At 39.6% G+C, this 21355-nt stretch carries 15 protein-coding genes and 3 pseudogenes; 2 read left to right on the top strand and 16 right to left on the bottom strand.

Translation table 11 applies throughout. From position 1 onward, the window contains the following. Positions 1-26 precede the first annotated feature (26 nt). The 10 genes from AC0VZ4_RS02575 to AC0VZ4_RS02530 form a co-directional block, all read right to left on the bottom strand. Positions 27-1454, bottom strand: a complete 1428-nt coding sequence (locus AC0VZ4_RS02575; protein ID WP_475440814.1) for an NAD-dependent succinate-semialdehyde dehydrogenase — start codon at positions 1452-1454, stop codon at positions 27-29. A gap of 734 nt (positions 1455-2188) precedes the next feature. Next, entirely contained in the window at positions 2189-2527 is a 339-nt protein-coding gene (gene fdx, locus AC0VZ4_RS02570; protein ID WP_007377671.1) for an ISC system 2Fe-2S type ferredoxin, read from the bottom strand. A gap of 11 nt (positions 2528-2538) precedes the next feature. Beyond that, positions 2539-4401, bottom strand: coding sequence for a Fe-S protein assembly chaperone HscA (hscA, locus tag AC0VZ4_RS02565; protein WP_475440813.1), 1863 nt, complete (start codon positions 4399-4401; stop codon positions 2539-2541). 41 nt (positions 4402-4442) lie between these two features. After that, on the bottom strand, positions 4443-4970 hold the full coding sequence (gene hscB, locus AC0VZ4_RS02560; RefSeq protein WP_475440812.1) for a co-chaperone HscB: 528 nt from the start codon (positions 4968-4970) through the stop codon (positions 4443-4445). Between the two features lie 95 nt (positions 4971-5065). Then, positions 5066-5389, bottom strand: coding sequence for an iron-sulfur cluster assembly protein IscA (gene iscA, locus AC0VZ4_RS02555; protein ID WP_007377674.1), 324 nt, complete (start codon positions 5387-5389; stop codon positions 5066-5068). 12 nt (positions 5390-5401) lie between these two features. Then, positions 5402-5785 carry a Fe-S cluster assembly scaffold IscU gene (iscU, locus tag AC0VZ4_RS02550; RefSeq protein ID WP_007377675.1) on the bottom strand — a complete coding sequence of 128 codons (384 nt, stop codon included), beginning with the start codon at positions 5783-5785 and terminating at the stop codon, positions 5402-5404. 41 nt (positions 5786-5826) lie between these two features. Further along, positions 5827-7044, bottom strand: coding sequence for an IscS subfamily cysteine desulfurase (locus AC0VZ4_RS02545; protein ID WP_002958425.1), 1218 nt, complete (start codon positions 7042-7044; stop codon positions 5827-5829). Positions 7045-7068: 24 nt separating this feature from the next. Continuing rightward, positions 7069-7560 (bottom strand): Fe-S cluster assembly transcriptional regulator IscR, encoded by a 492-nt coding sequence (iscR, locus tag AC0VZ4_RS02540; RefSeq protein ID WP_002958424.1) that lies wholly within the window; start codon positions 7558-7560, stop codon positions 7069-7071. 256 nt (positions 7561-7816) lie between these two features. Next, complete coding sequence (gene trmJ / locus AC0VZ4_RS02535; protein ID WP_007377676.1) at positions 7817-8542, bottom strand: tRNA (cytosine(32)/uridine(32)-2'-O)-methyltransferase TrmJ; 726 nt, start codon at positions 8540-8542, stop codon at positions 7817-7819. 344 nt (positions 8543-8886) lie between these two features. After that, positions 8887-9648: an IS5 family transposase gene (locus AC0VZ4_RS02530; RefSeq protein WP_475439610.1), complete on the bottom strand. Its 762-nt coding sequence runs from the start codon at positions 9646-9648 to the stop codon at positions 8887-8889. A gap of 447 nt (positions 9649-10095) precedes the next feature. Between AC0VZ4_RS02530 and AC0VZ4_RS02525 the strand changes: the two genes are divergently transcribed. After that, the gene (locus tag AC0VZ4_RS02525) at positions 10096-11091 is read left to right on the top strand and encodes a LacI family DNA-binding transcriptional regulator (RefSeq protein WP_008136301.1); all 996 of its coding nucleotides are present in this window, start codon (positions 10096-10098) and stop codon (positions 11089-11091) included. Here AC0VZ4_RS02525 and AC0VZ4_RS02520 read toward each other — a convergent pair. The 3 genes and pseudogenes from AC0VZ4_RS02520 to AC0VZ4_RS02510 all read right to left on the bottom strand — a co-directional run. Continuing rightward, positions 11063-12277 (bottom strand): oligosaccharide MFS transporter, encoded by a 1215-nt coding sequence (locus tag AC0VZ4_RS02520; RefSeq protein WP_342866146.1) that lies wholly within the window; start codon positions 12275-12277, stop codon positions 11063-11065. The two genes, AC0VZ4_RS02525 and AC0VZ4_RS02520, sit on opposite strands and share 29 nt — an antisense overlap. Before the next feature lie 61 nt (positions 12278-12338). Continuing rightward, positions 12339-14351, bottom strand: a complete 2013-nt coding sequence (locus AC0VZ4_RS02515; protein ID WP_342864800.1) for a glycoside hydrolase family 32 protein — start codon at positions 14349-14351, stop codon at positions 12339-12341. Next, positions 14338-15147: pseudogene (locus AC0VZ4_RS02510) on the bottom strand (MFS transporter); the annotation flags it as partial. The gene AC0VZ4_RS02515 and the pseudogene AC0VZ4_RS02510, both read right to left, overlap by 14 nt. A 77-nt stretch (positions 15148-15224) precedes the next feature. On the opposite strand from AC0VZ4_RS02510, the gene AC0VZ4_RS02505 reads away from it, so the two are divergent. Beyond that, complete coding sequence (locus tag AC0VZ4_RS02505; RefSeq protein WP_475439755.1) at positions 15225-16322, top strand: ISAs1-like element ISPsesp1 family transposase; 1098 nt, start codon at positions 15225-15227, stop codon at positions 16320-16322. On the opposite strand, the pseudogene AC0VZ4_RS02500 reads toward AC0VZ4_RS02505, so the two are convergent. The 3 genes and pseudogenes from AC0VZ4_RS02500 to AC0VZ4_RS02490 form a co-directional block, all read right to left on the bottom strand. Further along, positions 16312-16887: pseudogene (locus AC0VZ4_RS02500) on the bottom strand (MFS transporter); the annotation flags it as partial. The gene AC0VZ4_RS02505 and the pseudogene AC0VZ4_RS02500 overlap by 11 nt on opposite strands. A gap of 50 nt (positions 16888-16937) precedes the next feature. Continuing rightward, the gene (locus tag AC0VZ4_RS02495; protein ID WP_475440811.1) at positions 16938-18647 is read right to left on the bottom strand and encodes a RagB/SusD family nutrient uptake outer membrane protein; all 1710 of its coding nucleotides are present in this window, start codon (positions 18645-18647) and stop codon (positions 16938-16940) included. A gap of 33 nt (positions 18648-18680) precedes the next feature. Continuing rightward, a pseudogene (locus tag AC0VZ4_RS02490) lies at positions 18681-21134 on the bottom strand (SusC/RagA family TonB-linked outer membrane protein); the annotation flags it as partial. Between the last annotated feature and the right edge of the window lie 221 nt (positions 21135-21355).

The raw sequence follows: 21355 nt of genomic DNA, 5'->3' as shown, positions 1-21355 counted from the left end.
AAATAAACCGCGTAAATAAGACGTTATTAAATTTTAATACACACGTACTTTTCTTCTAAGTACTCATCAAGTCCTTGATGGCCACCTTCACGCCCTAAACCTGATTGTTTAACGCCACCAAATGGCGCTACTGGATTTGATATAACACCTTCATTTACGCCAATCATACCAAATTCAAGCCCTTCACTAATTCGGTAGACTTGCTTAATGTTTTGGCTGTAAAAATAAGCTGCTAGACCAAATGGTACATCGTTGGCAAGCGCAAGCACTTCACTTTCTTCATCAAAAGGAATAACCGTTAACACTGGCCCAAATACTTCTTCGTGGTAAATATCCATGTCAGTGGTTACATTATTCACTATTAATGGGTTTTGAAAGCTGCCACCTAAGTCACTATTATCGCCAATCAGCGTCGCGCCCTTATCGAGTGCGTCTTGTACTAACTGTTGCACTTTCTCTTTGGCTTTAGGGTAAATGAGTGGACCAATATCAACATCGTCTTCAAAACCATTTGCCACTTTTAACGCTGCAACCTTAGGCGTGATTTTTGACAGTACTTTGTCGAGAATATTACGTTGTATAAAAATACGGTTTGCAGCAACACATGCCTGCCCACTATTTCTAAATTTAGCCGCCATTAGCCCTTCAACAGCTTCATCTAAATCTGCATTATCAAAAATAATAAAAGGCGCATTACCGCCAAGCTCCATCGAGGTGCGTTTAATTGTGCTTGCGCATTGCGATAGTAATTGCTTACCTACACCGGTAGAGCCAGTAAATGTAAACTTACGAACGACTTCTGAGTCGGTTAACATTTTGCCCACTGTTTTGGCTTCTTGTGATACAAGTACGTTAAATGCGCCTTTTACAAAACCAGCTTGATCGGCCAGATAAGCGAGTGCAATGGCGCAAAGCGGCGTATGTTCAGAAGGTTTAAGTATAAAGCTACAACCCGCAGCGTAAGCTGGAGCTACTTGACGAGTAACCATAGCAATAGGAAAGTTCCACGGCGTAATACCAGCTACAACACCTATAGGCTGCTTAAAGCTGGTTAAACGATGCGAGTCATCTGTTGGCGGAATTACATCTCCGTAACTACGTTTGGCTTCTTCTGCAAACCATTTGATAAAACTTGCACCGTAGTTAATTTCGCCAAGGGATTCTTTGAGCGGCTTGCCTTGCTCTTTAGTCATCAGCTCTGCAAGTGTTTGTTTGTGTTTTATAACTAGCTCATACCAGCGCATCAACGTTTCGCTTCGCTCAGTCGCATTCGTCGTTTTTAACTTAACAAAAGCCCCTTGAGCTGCGGTTATTGCGCTATTTACACCCTGCTCGTCAATATCGCTTACTTCAACAATACTTTTTTCGGTAGCGGGATCGTTAACACTAAAGCGCGTGTCAGTTTTATAAAATTCGCCGTTAATAAATGAGTCTGAGAAAGTTAAATTATTCAAAATAGATCTCCTAAAGGCTACGTATAAAAATTACAGGTACGTGTTAATTTAGTAACAAGCGAGGTGTAAAACCTCACCTACATCAACACATACGCCAAACTTGTAGGTGCGAATTTATTTCGCGCTTATGCAACATAGCGAGGTATAAAACCTCACCTACATCAATACATACGCCAAACTTGTAGGTGCGAATTTATTTCGCGCTTATGCAACATAGCGAGGTATAAAACCTCACCTACATCAATACATACGCCAAACTTGTAGGTGCGAATTTATTTCGCGCTTATGCAACATAGCGAGGTATAAAACCTCACCTACATCAATACATACACCAAACTTGTAGGTGTGAATTTATTTCGCGCTTATGCAACATAGCGAGGTATAAAACCTCACCTACATCAACACATACACCAAACTTGTAGGTGCGAATTTATTTCGCGCTTATGCAACATAGCGAGGTATAAAACCTCACCTACATCAATACATACACCAAACTTGTAGGTGTGAATTTACTTCGCGCTTATGCAACATAGCGAGGTATAAAACCTCACCTACATCAATACATACACCAAACTTGTAGGTGTGAATTTACTTCGCGCTCATGTAATTTGGTTTTAATGCAGCTTTAATGCAAAACAAAGCGAGATATAAAGCCTCACTTACAAAAATGAACGCATACAAACAAAAAAGCCGCTGTATCAAACAGCGGCTTTTAATAAATTTATCGTTAAAAACTAGTGCTCTTCATTAACGATATTGAGATTGTACTTAGGTATTTCAACCACTAGGTCTTCATCTCTTATAATTGCTTGGCAACCAAGGCGTGATTCAGGCTCTAAACCCCATGCTTTATCTAGCATGTCATCTTCTAGCTCATCACTTTCGTCAAGTGAGTCAAATCCTTCACGAATCACTAAATGACACGTAGTACATGCACACGACTTTTCACACGCATGCGCAATGCTAATACCATTTTTAAGTGCAGCGTCGAGTACCGTTTGACCTGTAGGAGCCTCAATTGCAGCGCCGTCAGGACATAATTCAGGATGTGGAAGAAAAACAATTTGTGGCATTCTAATCTCTCTTAAATGTTGTCTACTGACTGCCCTGTAAGGGCCTTTTTAATTGATGCATCCATTCTACGCGATGCAAAATCGCTACTCGCATTATCGACTTTTTCGATAGCTGCTTTAATTTCGCCAGGCTCTTGTGCATTTTCGCGCACTTTTACCAGTTCTGCAATTTCAGCGCGTAAGTTAGCAAGTTGCATATCGTCAAGTAATGCAGCATCGGCTGCAAGTGATGCATTAAGCGCTTCTATTACGCGCAGTGCTTCTACTTGTTGCTCTTTAAGCATACGTGCTTGCATGTCGCCTTTAGCGTTGCTCATTGACTCTTTTAGCATGTTAGCTACTTGGTAATCAGATAAACCAAACGAAGGCTTAACTTGAATTTCAGCTTGTACACCTGTTGATTTTTCCATAGCTGAAACACTTAATAGGCCATCTGCATCAACTTTAAAGGTTACACGAATATGCGCAGCGCCTGCCGCCATTGGTGGAATACCTTTTAAGCTAAACTTAGCAAGCGATCGACAATCATCAACAAGCTCACGCTCACCTTGCAGCACATGTAATGACATGGCTGTTTGACCGTCTTTAAACGTTGTAAACTCTTGTGCGCGTGCTACCGGAATCGTTGTATTACGCGGAATGATTTTTTCAACCAAACCACCCATAGTTTCAAGGCCCAGTGATAACGGTAATACATCAAGCAATAACATGTCAGAATCTGGCTTATTGCCAATTAACACGTCGGCTTGAAGCGCGGCACCTAAGGCTACAACACGATCAGGATCGATTGAAGTTAGCGGCTCTTTATCAAAAAAACTTTGTACTTGGCTACGTACTAATGGCATACGGGTTGAGCCGCCTACCATAATAACTTGCAGTATTTCTTCGTTTTCTATGCCAGCATCTTTTACAGCACGGCGACACGAGCGCAGCGTTTTTTTAATTAATGGCATAGCCATTTCGTCAAACGTTTCGCGCGTTACTTCTACTGTGTATTTTTGATCGTCAAACTCAAGACCCACGTTTACTTTAGCGTATTGGCTTAATGCTTCTTTACAGGCTTTTGCTTTATTGATGAATAAACGTAAAACTGAAGACGATAACGCCGACACACCAGTTTGCTGCTTAAAGTAATCAACAAGGAGTGAGTCAAAGTCATCGCCGCCGAGGCTTGAGTCGCCACCGGTTGCCATTACTTCAAACACACCTTGGTGTAATCTAAGTACTGATATATCAAATGTGCCACCGCCTAAATCGTAAACAGCAATAATACCTTCTTGACCTGAATCTAAACCATAAGCAACGGCTGCTGCTGTTGGTTCATTTAATAGACGTAGCACGTTAATACCAGCAAGCTCTGCGGCATCTTTAGTACTTTGGCGCTGTGCGTCATCAAAGTACGCTGGTACTGTAATTACAGCCCCTAAAATTTCTTGGTTGCCAAAACTTTGCTCAGCTCGTGCTTTTAATGCGGCTAAAATATGGCTTGATGCTTTAATTGGACTAATTTTACCTGCCGCAGTTTCTATTGCTAGCGCACCATTGTGCTCACAAAATTCATACGGTAGTTGGCCATAACTTTGCTCTATTTCAGCCTGAGTTTTACCTAAAAAACGCTTAACCGAAATAAGTGTATTCGCAGGGTCTTGCGTTGCAGCTTGCGCAGCTTCTGCGCCAACAGTAATACCGCCTGCTTGATAACGAACAACCGACGGTAACATAGCCGCGCCAAGATCATCAGTTAACGTGCGGGCTTCGCCACTTTGCACTGTTGCAACTAATGAATTGGTTGTACCAAGGTCAATACCAATCGCTAGTTTATGTTCGTGTGGTGCCGCGCTCTGCCCCGGCTCAGCAATTTGCAATAATGCCATAATGCTCTTTAAACTCGTGTTGCTCGCTTTGCAGCAAGTAATTAATCGTCAAATAAACTATCTTCAATACGTTCAAGTTCGTCGCGTAACTTATAAACAAACTTCAGTTTACGAATATTATCAGCGGCAAGTTGATATTGCTGCTCATCGTTACTTGCGAGTTGCTCGGCAAGTTGTGCACTGTACTGCGTGTTTAGTTGCTTAATTTGTTTTTCAAAATTTGCAATCGCAGTATCAGGATCGCTTGCTGATGTTAGCTCTTCAAGTTCTTCGCGAAGTTCCATTTGTTGCATTAAAAACATTGGATCTTGCAAGGTTTGCTGCTCTGCACGAATATCAACGCCTAGCTCGCTCAGCATATACTCGGCACGCTTTACTGGGTGCTTTAATATTTGCAACGCATCGTTAATTTCGGCGGCGCTTTGCACGGCCATTAACTTATCACGGCTACTCGCATTCGCGTGGCGATCTGGATGTACAGTACGCTGTAATTCCAAGTAGTGCTTGTTGATCGTTACTAAATCAATATTGTAGTCAACGGGTATTGCAAATAACTCAAAATAGCGCATAACTTCAACCAATAAAATTCAGAAATTAATTTCAAAAATAACAAAGCCCTACATTAACTGGCAGGGCTTATTTATACTACAAAGATATTTTAAGCTTAAACGGTAAAGCTTTCGCCACAACCACACTCATCTGCTTGATTAGGGTTTCTAAATTTAAACCCTTCATTTAAGCCTTCTTTAGTGTAATCGAGCTCTGTGCCGTCAATGTAAACTAAGCTTTTAGCGTCAACAATTAACGTGACACCTTTAGCCGCAAAAGTTTCATCGTCTTCGTTTAAATCGTCAACAAACTCAAGTACATAAGCAAGACCTGAACAGCCCGTCGTTTTAATGCCAACGCGCAGGCCTAAACCTTTGCCGCGGTTTGCTAAAAATGATTGTACGCGGTTTGCTGCCGCATCTGTCAATGTCACTGCCATGAGTTTCTCTTCTTACTTCGCTTGTTTGCTTTTGTAGTCTGCAATTGCTGCTTGAATTGCGTCTTCGGCTAAAATTGAACAGTGAATTTTCACTGGTGGTAATTCAAGCTCTGCACTGATATCAGTGTTTTTAATTGTCGCGGCTTCGTCTAGCGTTTTACCTTTAACCCACTCTGTTACAAGTGAAGATGAAGCAATTGCGCTACCACAACCGTAGGTTTTGAATTTTGCATCTTCGATAACGCCTTCGGCAGATACTTTAATTTGCAATTTCATTACGTCACCACATGCTGGTGCGCCTACCATACCCGTTGCCACTGACGGATCGTTCTTATCTAGAGTACCTACGTTACGTGGGTTTTCTACGTGGTCGATTACTTTATCACTATAAGCCATTATTCTATCCTCATTACCTGCTAGGGTATGTGCTCACACTATTAGTGGTGAGCCCATTCAACTGAATCTAAATCAATACCTTCTTGATGCATCTCCCAAAGTGGAGACATCTCACGTAGGCGACCGATAGAGTTTTTCATTAATTCGACGGTGTAATCAATCTCTTCTTCGGTAGTAAAGCGACCAATACTAAAACGAATTGAGCTATGTGCTAATTCGTCGTTACGGCCAAGTGCACGTAATACATAAGAAGGCTCTAAGCTTGCAGATGTACAGGCTGAACCTGACGATACTGCAATGTCTTTTACTGCCATAAGTAACGACTCACCTTCAACAAAGTTAAAGCTGATGTTTACAATGCCAGGTACTGATTGGTCTTGTGTGCCGTTAAAGTATACTTCGTCCATATCAGCCATAATGCCGTCGATTAAACGATTACGTAGTGCGCTGATGTGTGCGTGATCTTTTTCGAAATCTTGCTTAGCAATTTTAAACGCAGTACCCATACCCACTAATTGGTGAGTTGCTAGTGTACCAGAGCGCATACCACGTTCATGTCCGCCACCGTGCATTTGCGCTTCAAGGCGAGCACGTGGTTTACGACGAACGTAAAGTGCACCAACACCTTTAGGGCCATACACTTTATGTGCAGAGAACGACATAAAATCAACTTTAAGTTGTTGCACGTCGATTAATACTTTACCCGCGCTTTGCGCTGCATCTACGTGGAACATAATTTTACGTTCGCGACACATTTCGCCTATAGTCGCGATATCTTGAATTACACCTAGCTCGTTATTAACGTGCATGATGCTTACAAGTACTGTGTCGTCACGCATTGTGTCGGCAAGTTTTTGCAGATCAAGTAGGCCGTTTTCTTCAACGTCCATGTAAGTTACTTCAAAACCTTGGCGCTCAAGCTCACGACATGTGTCGATTACAGCTTTATGCTCAGTTTTAGCGGTAATAACGTGTTTACCTTTTTTCTTATAAAACTGTGCTGCACCTTTAATAGCTAGGTTATTTGATTCTGTTGCACCCGATGTGAAAACAATTTCACGTGGGTCTGCATTAATTAAATCAGCAATATCTGTACGTGCTTGGTCAACAGCTTCTTCTGCTTGCCAACCAAAACGATGTGAGCGTGACGCAGGATTACCAAACTTACCGTCCATTGTCAGGCACTGCATCATTTCTTTAGCAACACGTTCGTCAACAGGCGTGGTCGCTGCGTAATCTAAATAAATCGGTAACTTCATTTCTCTCTCCGCTGCAGGTCAACCTTAAAGTTGACAGCTTACTTGAATGTTTTCCAACTGCTTAATTGCATTATTGATACTGTTATCTTGGCGCGATGCTATTTCTTTCACATCTGATTTTTCCACCAATTCAGCAAGGGTAATATTATTCAAAAATTCTTCTATGCGTGCGCTTAAGTCTGACCACAAATTATGTGTTAAACAGCGCATACCACTTTGACAGCCGGTATCGGCACCTTGGCAACGTGTAGCATCGACCGATTCGTCTACGGCGCTAATAATATCGCCAACAGAGATAACGCCCGCTTCACGCCCTAGTAAATAACCACCACCAGGCCCACGAACAGAACTTACTAAGCCATTTTTACGTAAACGAGCAAATAATTGTTCAAGGTATGACAAAGAAATTTCTTGTCGCTGTGAAATATCAGCAAGGGCTACAGGACCTACACCTGTGTGCAGTGCAACATCCAGCATCGCTGTAACGGCATATCTGCCTTTTGATGTTAACTTCATAACGCCCCCTGCACAAAGAGTGCAAATTTTAATTACCAGAGTAAATTAGTCAAGTATTATCACTTGATAAAAATTTGATTTAAAACTCTTACTTATTAAATTGTAGAGTTAACAAATTTTTTAATACCTGACCTCTTTGGTCAAGTATTACAGCCATTGTAATTACCTGAGTATTTTAGTCAAGTATTAGCTAGTTATTTAACCACTGGTTTTTATAACTAATCGCTATACCTAAGTTACTTAACCTGAACTCTGGTTACTTAGGGATAGACTTATTAATTGAAGTGAGAATACCGCGTAGAATGTTCATCTCTGCATCTTCTGGACGAGCACGGTTAAATAAACGACGTAGTTTTGTCATTACAATACCTGGGTGCTGTTTTATGATGAAACCGGTGTTAAATAGTGTCTCTTCAAGGTGGTCATAAAACAACTCAGTTTGTTTTGAGCTTGGGTAAACAGTGTCATCTTCTTCAACCTTTTTAGGTTGTTGATTTAAAAACGCCATACGCGTTTCGTAACACAGAGTTTGCACAGCCATCGCTAAATTAAGCGAGCTGTATTCAGGGTTCGCAGGGATGCATACATGGTAATTACAAAGCTGTAATTCGTCGTTGCTTAAACCACTGTTTTCGCGACCAAATACTAATGCCACAGGGCCATTTACTGCTTCCGTAACTAGTTTTTCGCCACATTCACGAGGTTCAACCATAGGCCAAGAAAGCGTACGTGAACGTGCACTTGTACCAATTGTTAATGCACAATCGGCAATGGCTTCTTCAACTGTACCAACAATAACAGCATTACCTAAAACATCACTAGCACCTGCAGACAAAGCACTCGCGTGGCTGTCTATTTCACATGCAGGGTCAACTAAATACAGTTTTGATAAACCCATGGTTTTCATGGCGCGAGCCGCCGAACCAATATTGCCTGAGTGTGATGTGTTAACTAAAACAACGCGAATATCATCTAAGATCATTGCTATGCTACTTACCTATGCCAAAAAATTGCGCGAATTCTAACACGAAAGTGTAATAAGATCCTAGATTCAAAAGGCGAGATCCTAAGATCTGGCCTAATATAAGGCATCTTACGTGAGTGAATTCTTGTCGCTGAATTTATGAGATAACAACTGTGATATTAAAGAACAAATGCTTACATATACTTTAACAACCATACGATCATATAAAATAAAACGACATAGTTTACAGATCTAATGGAAATGGTTAGTAGACTCAGTACTGTAAACCAAATTCGTTAACAGCTGATTTTGAATATTTAATTTATTTTATCTAGGGGCTGTTGATCTTTGTAGTATATATATTAATCAGCCCATATTGGTAGCCACATCATAGTGAATGCTAAAGCGAGCATGGAATGATAATTCCGCTCAAGCTTTTCATACCGTGTGGCTATCCCTCTATATTGTTTGATCCGACCAAAGGCATTCTCAACTAAGTGCCTATATTTGTACATGCACCAGTCAATATCTTCATTACCCACTAAACTGTTATCCTTGCGTGGAATAACGGGTGTAGCGCTATTGTCACGAATAAACTCTCTTAGTTTTTCACTATCGTAGCCTTTATCTGCGACAACAACATTACTCGTTGGGCAATTGGCTACAAGTGACTCTGCATGGACGATATCATGCGTATTTCCACAGGATAATTCATAATAAACAGGCAATCCTCCGCTATCTACTGCAAGATGAATTTTAGTCGAATTACCACCTCGACTCTTACCGATTGATTCATTGTCAGCGGTTCTTGCACCGCAACTATGCTGGTGAGCCCTGACAATACTGCCATCAATAAAGATCCAATCCATATCAGCATAGTGGGATAACACTCGAAATAATTCATTCAAAATATCTTTTTTGGACCATAAATTAAATCGTCTATAAATAGCACTCCACGAGCCGAAATAAGACGGTAAATCTCGCCAAGGAATACCGGTACGCATCTTATAGAGTATGCCTTCGAGCGTTTTTCTATGCTCAGGCTTATTATAAATTCGACCACTTAAGTGCATTACTTTTGATAAGACATTCCATGTCGCGTCTGTTAACATTAATCTTGGCATGAGGGTTCGGTGTAACGTTTTTTAGCGAATTCAATTATACCTTATCCTTATGCTGTTTGTTTTTTATACCGCAAAGATCAACACGCCCTAGAAGTAATTTAATCGCGGTGTGAAATTTGTAAGCGAGTAGACTCGGTAACTCTGCTCCCACATCTATATAAAAAAAGGAAAATTTCCCCGAGGACGAACTCAAAGGGCTGTGTATGTTTGGCATTCATGCTGCATTATCACCTATTTGTGCGGATAGCCCACACACCATGAAAAAACCAAATATACGGCTGTAAATTTAATCTCTAAAAATGAACAAGCTCTAACAATTCCAAATATTTATTAATTCAATTTAAGTAAACTTATAGCTTATATCAAAGATAAACCTTTATAAAAACATATAAATAAAACGTAATCTGCTGTTATACTCTTTTTATTCAGAGAGGGTCTTATTCTAGTATGGTTACAATTAAACAAGTGGCTGCCCACGCTGGTGTTTCATTTAAAACAGTATCTCGTGTTGTAAATCATGATCCCACTGTCAAGGATGCTAACCGTGAAAAGATTCTTCGATCGATAAAAGAATTAGGTTATCGACCTAATCGCGCTGCAAGCTTAACACGACGTAAAAAATCAAATATTTACGCTATTATCGCAGATGAATTACTTAGTGTTCCTTATACGTTTGATATTATTCGTGGTGCCCAAGAAATTGCTTGGCAGAAAAATAAAGAACTATTGATCCTCAATGTTAACGAAACCCAAGCGAGTATAGATAGAGCGATTGAAAGTCTTTTAGAGTATCGTGTTGAAGGCGTTATATATTCAGCAATGTACCATCGCCAAGTTATTATCGCTGATGAATTAAAAAAAATACCCACTATTTTGGCCAACTGTTTTCCTGCTTCGAATAATTTCCCCTGTGTTGTACCTGATGAACAACAAGCAGGTGAAGATATTACCGACGCATTAATACGTAAAGGCTATCGTCGAATTGCTTTTTTAAACTTAAATGAGAATATAGTTGCAGCTAAAGGGCGAAAACAAGGCGTTATAAATTCATTTAAAAGGCATGGTTTACCATTAGAAGATTTGCTCATTGAATCGGTTATTATTAGCCAAGCAGACGGCAGTGAAATTTCTACCTCAAGAGAGTCAGCCGCGCGAGTGATAGACGAGTTTAAACCTGATGCAATTATATGTGGTCAAGATCCCATGGCGCTGGAAATTTACTTTGTAGTGCATGACAAAGGAATGGTCGTTGGTAAGGATATTGGTATTGCCAGTTTTGATGATTGGGGCAGTATTCCACAGTTATTACAACCGAACTTAACCACCATGGCACTTCCACATCTTGCAATGGGACGTTGGGCAATGGAGTATCTTATAGAGCAGCGCACTGATATTGTTCACCACCACTTAGCATTTAAATTGATTGCTCGCGATTCGTTTTAATAACGTCTTTTTTTAATGTGAAAAACGACAATACGATAAACACACTGATAACCAAACCCAAATACTGGTAGGCTAGCGCAAAGCCTAAATGATCATATACAACGCCTACCACGACAGCTAGAATTGACGCCATCAATTGAGTCGTAAATTGAAAGCCAATTATATAGATCATTGCTGAATAACGAGCGTCAAAATGCATGTTTATATATTTAAATAACGCAATCAGCATAAGTGGTAATTCAATTGCGTGTAACAATTTCAATACGCTAATACTGATAGAGTCACTAACAATCCCCGAGCAATATATTCGTACCGCCATCAATACTCCACTTAACAGCAACGAGTTTTTAACGCCTAAATAATTCACCCACTTTACAGCTAAATACAAAGCAGCAGCCTCAAGCATAACTTGCGCTGAAGTTAAATAGCCAAAAAACTCTCGACCTTGTTCTGGGGTGTCAAAAAAAGAAGTGTAATAAATAGCAAATTGCTGATCAAATACCGCATAAATACAACTTACACCGATCACAAATACACTTAAACGCCATAACCCCGTCGTTTTAAAAAATGACTTAAACTGTCGTGTAGAAGAAAAAGCCTGAGAAGGAACTCGCCCGTGGTTACTTTTTGCGACTTTAACAAAAACTAATAAACCAATTAAACAGAGCGCTGCAATGCTTGATAACCAGTAATTTAAGTTGGGCGCTAAATTATAAGATAAACCTGCGAAATAGCTTGCTGCAGCCCAACCTAGAGATCCCCACATTCGCGCCTTACCAAATTCAAAATACGTGATTCGACTTTGTTTATCTATATAACTCTCAATTACTCCCACTCCAGCCAAAAATGCACATGAAAAAATCCCACCACCTAAGATCGCAGCCAGGTAAAACTGCGTTTGTAGCAGTGGTGCGTATACATAACTAACAAACGGGCCAATCAACATCATAAAAAATGCAATGAAGTAAAGCAGTGTTTTTTGTAAACCAAGTCTATCTTGAAAAATGCCATAGCAAGGCATCACGAGTAAAGCCATGATGGAATTAATACTAAAGATAACCCCGACTTTAGCACTGTTGAGGCCTACCTCTTGACTAAGCCAAATCGGAAATAATGAAAAAGAAAAAGACCATGCCATAAAATAGACAAAGAAAATGACACTTAATAGCCGATAATTGCTACTCATATATCGCATAGCCTTGGAGAAAGGTTAATGACTCTATATTAATATAGAGTCATTTTTGAAGTTATTTTTCTATTGCTATATTATTTAAGCGAATGTCACTCAGTGATATGGACTGCTGAGCACTAACTTGTATTTTATCGTAAGGAGATGTTGGAAAAACAATCGAGGTCATAGAGCTAACTCCCTTATTTACAAACACTTCTATCGACGCTTTATCTACCCATATATCGACATCGTAAGATTTAAGCCCAGTCTGTAATGGCGCAGTTTGTAAAGAAGCAAAACCATCTTCAAAGTCTTTTAAACCTGATTGTCTGCGATCAAGTACAAGCTGTCCTTGAGCTGGATTTAGCTGTAACTTAGTGTACTCACCTGTTTCAGAGCTAAGCAAGATATCAATAACTTGTTCAGTATTTAATAAACTAAAGCTCACCTTAAATTGCCCAGGTTCAACAGTAAAAAACTCATCTAACTGATAGCTCTTTGCGCCAGTTAGGCTTGCCTTTTGTTGTGTCTTACTCAATAAACTATTTAGCTCTTTAATAGGTTGGGATGCCAAACGCACGCCTGTTGGCGTTTGCAATAACTTTAATTCTCTGGGAATAGTCATTGCGCTGCGCCATGCTTCTGTAGGTACTTGATTTGCATATTGCCAGTTACTCATCCACCCCATAAATAAGTGTCTACCGTCTTGAACATCAGAAAAAGTCACGCCAGCATAATTATCTGTGCCGTAGTCTAACCATATCGAAGGTTCATACTTTTCATTTGCTGCTTTATCCGAAAATACGATATCAGCAATTTTTATATGCCCCCAATCACCTCGTTCATTGTCTACCACTTTAATATAAGCTTGCTGACCTTTTAAATGACTCACGTTCCAAGAACGTTCAGTCATAGTACCTGTATTATTTCCGCTTGCGGTTTTAACTATCTCGTCATTAACTAACAGCTGTATTGCAGTACTATTGTGATGCTTTCCGCCTGCAATCTTGAAGTTAATGAAATCGTGATCGATCGCAAATGATTTTGAGGTTAACGTGCCAATTGCCTTATCCGAACCTTTAAAAGAACTAGCAATCGTATTTGACGGTTGAGCATTAACTATATGGAATGCTTCACCTGATACTTGCCAATTTTTTAAACCACTTTTGAAGTCAGAAAAATCAAGTCCATGGGGGAAAACTGCTGGCGTTGCTGTGAGCATTTTTTGATAATCGCTATCAAGTACAAATTTTTCACCGTCGAAATCGCCAACAAAGTATTGCGTACCAGAGCCGCCATTTGGAGCGCCAGGGTTTATACTCACTAATAAAACATATTTATATTCATCAGTGCCTTCAATACGCACGCGAATAAGATCTGGGCACTCCCATACACCGGCGTGACTGCCCCAATCAGCGCCAAAGTTACTTTCAAATTGCCATGTTTTCAAATCTTTTGAGCTGTAAAAGCCAATATGATCATCTTGAGCCAATACCATGATCCATTGCTGGGTACCCTCATGCCAATTTACTTTAGGATCACGAAAATCTCGGATCCCAGGGTTTTTCAATACCGGATTGTTCGCGTACTTTTTCCATGTACGACCCTTATCGATGCTATAAGCGATGCCTTGTGTTTGAAAATCAATTGCCCCCTGTGCAGCCTTTTTATCGTCATGATAGGTAAATATAGCCACTAATGGTGGATTTTCTTTACTGCCAAAACCGCTACTATTTTGCCAATCAACCACCGCACTGCCTGAGAAAATAGTACCGAGCTCATCAGGAGACAACTTAATTTCTTGGTGCTGCCAATCAACCATATCTTTACTAATCGCATGCCCCCAATGCATAGGTCCCCATACAGATGAATCAGGATTATGCTGGTAAAATAGATGATACTCACCTTGGTAATAAACCATACCGTTAGGATCATTCATCCAATGCTTTTTTGGAGTAAAATGAAAAGCAGGACGAAACGCCTCTTTACCAAGTTTATCTAAACCCTCATGGGTGGTCTTTTCAGTTTGGTTTGTCATACTACATGCTGCCAAAAATGATGAAATTAAAACTAAATTAACGGTTCGCATCTAATGCTCCATGTTTATTATTGGTATCTGATGAAATAGCTTCTAAAGAACGTCCTTTTGTTTCTGGCATGAACCACGCAACAAAAATCAACTGCCCTAACATCATTAAAGTAAAGAAAGTGAACACTTCAGTTGCACTAAAATGTTCTAAGAAAAATGGCATAAATAAAGTAATTGCAGCGGCAAAAAACCAATGCGTACCAGAGCCCAAAGACTGACCTTTAGAACGGACTTTGTTAGGAAATATTTCCGCAATGAAAACCCAAATAACGGTACCTTGACCAATGGCATGAGCGGCAATAAAAACAAAGACAAACGCAACAACCGTTAAGCCACCAGAATCTGTACCAAACGCCCACGCCACCATAGAAAGAGAAATAACGTAACCAATTGAGCCAATATACATCAGTGACCGTTGACCATACTTATCAATCAAAGATAAACCTAGCATGGTAAAACATAAGTTAACCACACCAATTCCTGCGCCTGAAAGTAATGATTGATTTACGTCCAGTCCAGCAAGTTCAAATACCCGCGGTGCATAATAAATAATAAAATTAATCCCTGATAACTGATTAAATGCAGCGAATAAAAATGCAAATAGTGCAGCCTTATTGTAACTACCTCCAAATAGTTTTGATTGACTGTTCTGTAACTTGTCCTGTTCAATTTCATTCAATACTTGGTCAGGATTTTCTTCACCTAAAGTGACTAAAATTGAACGCGCTTTCATTTTTTCATTTTTCTTTTGCACTAACCAACGAGGGCTTTCAGGTGCCTTAATAATCATTAATAAATCAGGGCGGGATCACACTTTGTAAATAAACAAATTTTATGATCTAATACCATAAATTTCATCACCTTAAACTTATTATGTCACTCTTCTCACATTTAGAACTCGTCAAAGATAATCGTTCACATATAAATCAGCACCATAACTTAGTTGATGTGCTTTTTCTTATTATTACTGCCGTTACATCAGGGTGTGAAAACTGGCAAGACATTGAAGTCTATGGCGAAAGTAAGCTTAATTGGTTAAGAGGATTTCGTTCTTTCAAAAATGGCATACCCACTCGACATAGTATTGCTCGGATTTTTAGAACCGTTGATACTGACTCATTACTACTCGCGATGTATAGCTGGGTCAATCAAAACCGCGTTAAGTCAGCGCATCCTGTCATTGCCTTCGATGGCAAAACTATTCGCGGAGCAAGTAAACACATTGCTGATAAATTACATCTCGTCTCAGCATTTGATTGTGAAGCAGGTCTCACATTATTCCACCAAACAGTTGGCAGTAAGACGAATGAAATACCGGCAGTTCGGGATTTATTGAAAATACTCGATATCAATAACACCGTCATTACACTTGATGCTTTGCACTGCCAAAAAGAAACGCTAAAACAGCTAATTAGCAGACATGCAGATTATCTAGTGCAAGCAAAGGGTAATCAAAAGAAACTTTATAGCGCGATTCAAGATGCATTTACACACCAGTATGAATCTGAAAACTCAGAGATACTTAGTCATGTAACACAAGATGAAGGGCATGGGCGAAAAGAAGTACGCACGATAGATTGTCTTGATGCGCGTTTATTACCGAGTGAAATTAAAGAGAGCTGGCCATCAGTTAGAACAATCGTTGCGGTGCAGCGAGAGCGAACGAAGGGTAATAGAACGAGTATTGACACACATTACTACCTAACATCGTTGACAGACAATATATTGATAAGTAAAGCAATAAGACAACATTGGCTGATAGAAAATCAGCAACACTGGATACTGGATGTCGTATTTAAAGAAGATGCCTGTCAAATACATGAGCCATTAAGTGCGCAACATATGGCACTATTTAGACGCGTCGTTAGGAACATGATAAAGCAGCATACGAAAAGCAAGGGGTCAATAAGAAGTAAGTGTGTAAGAGCTTGTTATGATGATGCTTTTAGAGAAGAACTTCTTTTTGGTTAACATTTTTAACAAAGTATGCTCGCGCCCTGATTAATAAATAGGCTAAGGCAGGTATTGCTTCCACACCTAACATTAAACGCCAATCAATTGCGGATGTACCAGCGATTAAAAAATTAGAAATAAACGCAACTAAAATACCAAATACAATTTGAAATTGATAAAGTGCGACCAGACGTCCTCGAAACTTAGCTGGAGCAATCTCAGAAATATAGGCTGGTACAACAATTGAAGAAATCCCCACTCCCACACCACCAATAAATCGCAATATTGCAAAGCTGTAAACTTCAGGAGCCATAGCAGAGCCAAGTGCTGAGATTAAAAATAACACCCCAACTAAAATCAATGTGGGTTTTCGACCCCACTTATCACACGGGTAATTACCTGTTAAGGCGCCAAGGAGTGTTCCCCATAAAGCCGAAGACATAATAAATAGGCCATGAAATAATGAACTCGTATTCCATAATGCTTGAATAGGTTTATCAGCACCGGATATAACTGCGGTATCAAAGCCAAATAAAAAACCAGCCACAGCAACAGTGACTGACCAGTAAATAATTTTTTTCATAATCACTCTTAAAACTTAACAATTAAAAGGTGGGCCGAAACCCACCACTATTAATAACCTGGGTTTTGTGTGTACGACCCGCCACTTAAAATCATTTGCTGGTTTGGAATAGGTAAATACTCATGCTTACCTTTAGTAAAAACAGCGTCAACTAAGTAAGGTTTACGTACAGCCTCAATTGCTAAATACTTATCAATAGTTTCTTTAGCTATCCCCCAACGAACTAAGTCAAAAAAGCGATGCCCTTCAAGTCCTAATTCTAAGCGTCGCTCAAAACGCAGTGCCTCTCTTGCTTGCTCTTTAGAATCAAAGCTTATATATGCGCCAATATTATAAATGCTGGCATTATGTAATTTATCGGTGCTTTGCTTAGCTCGTTCACGAATTCGGTTAATAATTGGCAATGCTTCGTCATACCTGTCTAACTCAATTAATGCTTCTGCTTTCCAAAGCAATACATCTGCGTAACGAATTAGCGGTGTATTTAATGAAAAAATAGGAAATGGTCCATTCTCACCGCGACAACTACAGTCTGGATGTTCAAGATCTTTCATTGCCGTAAAGTTGCCATATATGCCTGGAGCACGTGACCAACTATCACCGCCATGAATCAAGTTTTCGTCATACTTAAATGGCTTACCTTCCATTGCAACAGTATGATCTAGGCGAGGGTCAACTGAGTCAGTCGTCATGTCGTAGTTAAAATCGTTAAAAGAGTCAAATAACGGCAAGCCTTGTTGATCTGTTTTAAACGCATTAACAAAATTTTCTGTTGGAACGTGAAAACCACAACAACCAAAACCTCCAGCCATTGGTGCATTTAATGCACTAGGCCAACTACCACGACCATCTGGTGAACCGTCATTTAAAGAACGCTGAATAGCAAACACTGATTCTTTGCCATTCTCAGTTTCAAATAAAAAGTTATTTGCGTAATCATCAAACAAACCATATACATCGGCTTGTTCAATTTCATCAATGAGATTTACTACTTTTACAAGTTTATCTTTATTAATATTAATAACTTGATGTAATTCATTTTGCTCATAAGCCTGATAGAGCAATGTTTTAGCTAAATATGCCTTGGCTGATAACGCTGAAGCTCGCCCTACATCATCTTGGGTTTGTGGTAAGTTGCCTGCGGCAAACTCAAAGTCTGCTGCAATCTTATCCCATAGCTCCTGATCGCTTAGCTCACGATTAGTTGCTGTAAGTATCTGATCTTGAGTCATCGTTTCATCAATCCACGGAATATGCTTATGATGAATTTTTAAGTCAAAGTAAAAAACACTGCGAATGAAGCGCAGTTCGGATTGTTTTGCAGCACTGTTTTCAATGGCATCTGGCGCATTTGCGATTACCGCTAATGCTGAGTTTGCTCTTGAAATACCGGTGTAATTACGTACCCATTTTTTGTTGTTCAAATCAATTAAATCTGGCGGGAAAGACTCCATATCAGGCACTATTGGTTGATATAAAGACAAAGCATGATAAGCAAAGATATCACCAGGTCCATTACCGCCTTTATGGGCATCTCCTGCGCGTAAGTTTCCTGTCGGCCATAAAAAGTTAGGTGCGGTATAATGATCGTTTCCTAGATATGAGTAGGCAGCAATAATCAACGCATCTACATTTTCACTGTTAGAAACTTGTTCTTCGGTTAATACTCCTGAAGGTGCAACATCAAGATCAGAACCACCACACGATGCTAAAGAGAGAACAAATGTAGTTGCTGCAAATAGAGTTTTTATTTTTTTCATAATATGTGCTCGTATCGTTGTCGTTTTAATAAATCAAAAAGAAAGGTTCACGCCTAACGTGATACGTTTTGGAATTGGAAAGTTACTGTTTGGCGTCTCTGGATCCTGACTTAGCGTCCCGGATGGAGTAATGGTCAATAAGTTGCTTCCCTGCAAATAAATTCGCGCAGAACTAATACCGTATTGACTTAGCCACTGTTCATCAGGTGTATAACCGATAGATAAGTTACGGAGCTTTAGGTAGCTACCATCTTCCCAAAATAAGCTTGATTGACGGCCTTCGCCATTGTTATCAATTAAAGTTAATGCTGGTACATTGGTGTCAGTATTGTTAACTGACCATGCATCAAGAACTCGGTCGCCGTAGTTAGAGCCTATATTTAATGATGTGAAGTCAGTAAATCCACGCCAGCTATTACGTATTTCACCTCCCTCAACACCTTGCCAGAACATATTTAAATCCCAATTTTTGTATTTGAAATTCATGTTCAATCCATACATAAAGTCAGGATCAGTATCGGTGAAAAAGCTTTGATCGTTTTCATCAATCACGCCATTGCCGTCTAAATCTTTCCAGCGGACTCGACCTAAACCAGCCCCTGATTGCGCTGCGTGAGTATCTATTTCACCTTGATTTTGGAATAAACCATCGGCGACATAACCATAAATAGAGTTAATAGAATGACCAACAATCGTTTTATCATTGCCATTACCGCCGAATGAATTAACAACATCTTCTGGAAGTGATACAACTTTATTTTTAGCTGAAGAAATATTAAAACTAATATCGACATCAATATCACCATCTAAGCTATCAAAAGTAAGATAGTCGGCATATCCAATGAGAAACTCAAAACCAGAGTTTTCAATTGTGCCACCATTAACCCATTGCTGAGCGCCTTCGCCTAATGTTGCAAGTGGATTGGTTAAAGTTAAAATATCCTCTGTCGTTTTTTCAAACCAATCGATACTGCCGTATATGGTTTCGTAACGCATACCAAAATCAAGACCAATGTTTGTTTGCGTTGATGTTTCCCATTTTAGGTCATCATTCCCCGTCTGTGCTTTTACAAACCCAGAAGGTAGCGTGCCGCCATTAGCCCCGCCTATATCATAAGCCGTTCCTTCATCTTGCTGATCAGTGAATAAGGATTGCGTTGCATAACGACTTAAATAGGTTGTGTACGTTGCATCTGTAGGGATTTCTTGATTACCTGTTTTGCCCCAACTAGCACGAAGCTTTAGAGTAGATAAAAACTCAATATCGTAGAATGATTCGTTACTAATCACCCAACCTGCAGAAATAGCGGGGAAATTACCATAGTTATTATTACTACCAAAACGAGACGAACCGTCACGACGTATTGTCAGACCTGCTAAATATCGATCATCATAGTTATAGTCCATACGCGCAAAATAAGAATTAAGAGACCATTTATCACCATCCCCCTCCACACGAACATCACCAGTTGCTTGTGATAAATGAGCGTAATCGCGATCATCAGAAGCAAAACCAGAACCAAAACCAATAGACCCTTCATACTCGTAATCTATTTGTTCAGTACCAAGCAAAAACGTGAAATGGTTTGCATCTAAATCAAGCTTATACTCTGCGGTATTAGTCCAACTGAAACTGCTATTCCAATTTTCTGTCACTGACAGCTGATCACCATAGTTTAGTGAGCCAGCTTGAAAAGCACGGGTATAATTCCTGAAATAGTATTGTCCGTAATCTAAGCCGATAGAGCTTTTTAACGTTAAGCCCTCTATTGCTTCATATTCAACAAAAATATTCCCCATTAATTTATTGAATCTACTGACATTATCTCGATTCATTTCAATTAATCGAACTGGATTATCACGGTCAGTTACACCAGGAACCGGTCCTCCCCAGTCTCCATCTTCGTTATATACAGGAACGATAGATTGTTGCTCTATAGCCAAATTTAGAATATTACCGGCCAGATCATTAACCAAGTTTGACTCTTGGTTTGTCACTATAAAGTTCTCACCAATCTTAAGTTTATTTGTTAACTGATAATCCGAGTTAACGCGAAAACTAATTCGCTCAAATTCTGAGCCATCAACAATACCTTCTGAGCCGTAATATCCAAGTGAACTATATATCGAAGCTTTGTCTGAACCTCCTGAAACTGAAAAATTAAGATCCGTTACTTTTGCAGATCGCGTAACTTCATCAAACCAGTTTGTATCTGCAGGACGCTGCACCTGAGCAGCATCTGTGAACTCAGGTAAAACAACGTTGTTTAATTGAGGGTTATTAAAATCATTATTCCAATCATAAGTATAAAGAGAACTTGCTGCATTTGGATCTGACCTATCATTTACTGCAGCTTGCCAGACTGCTTGTGATCTTTGCTGTGTATTTAATGGATTTAACTCATAATTAAAATCATCATATGACTGATTAAAAGAAAAATTGAAGTCGAGCCCTTCATTCCCTTTTTTTGTTGTAATAACAATGACATATATGGACGCTCCCTTGAAGTCAAGACGAGCTAATGTATAAACATCAAAATTGATGCCTTTATTCTATTATCACGTATCTCATATCACAGTAATGATGCGTCACAAGCTTGCTGAAAAGCAAAGGTACTGACATATATTCGAGCTATGGTGTCATGGTTATCATGCGCCATGCTCCTAATGAGCTTCGTACCAAGGGACCTAAAAAATATTCACCCAAG

This window comes from Pseudoalteromonas sp. QJM3NY_22, from assembly GCF_056173065.1.
Note: the sequence above shows the minus strand (reverse complement) of the source record. Positions and strands in the feature narration are given on the sequence as shown.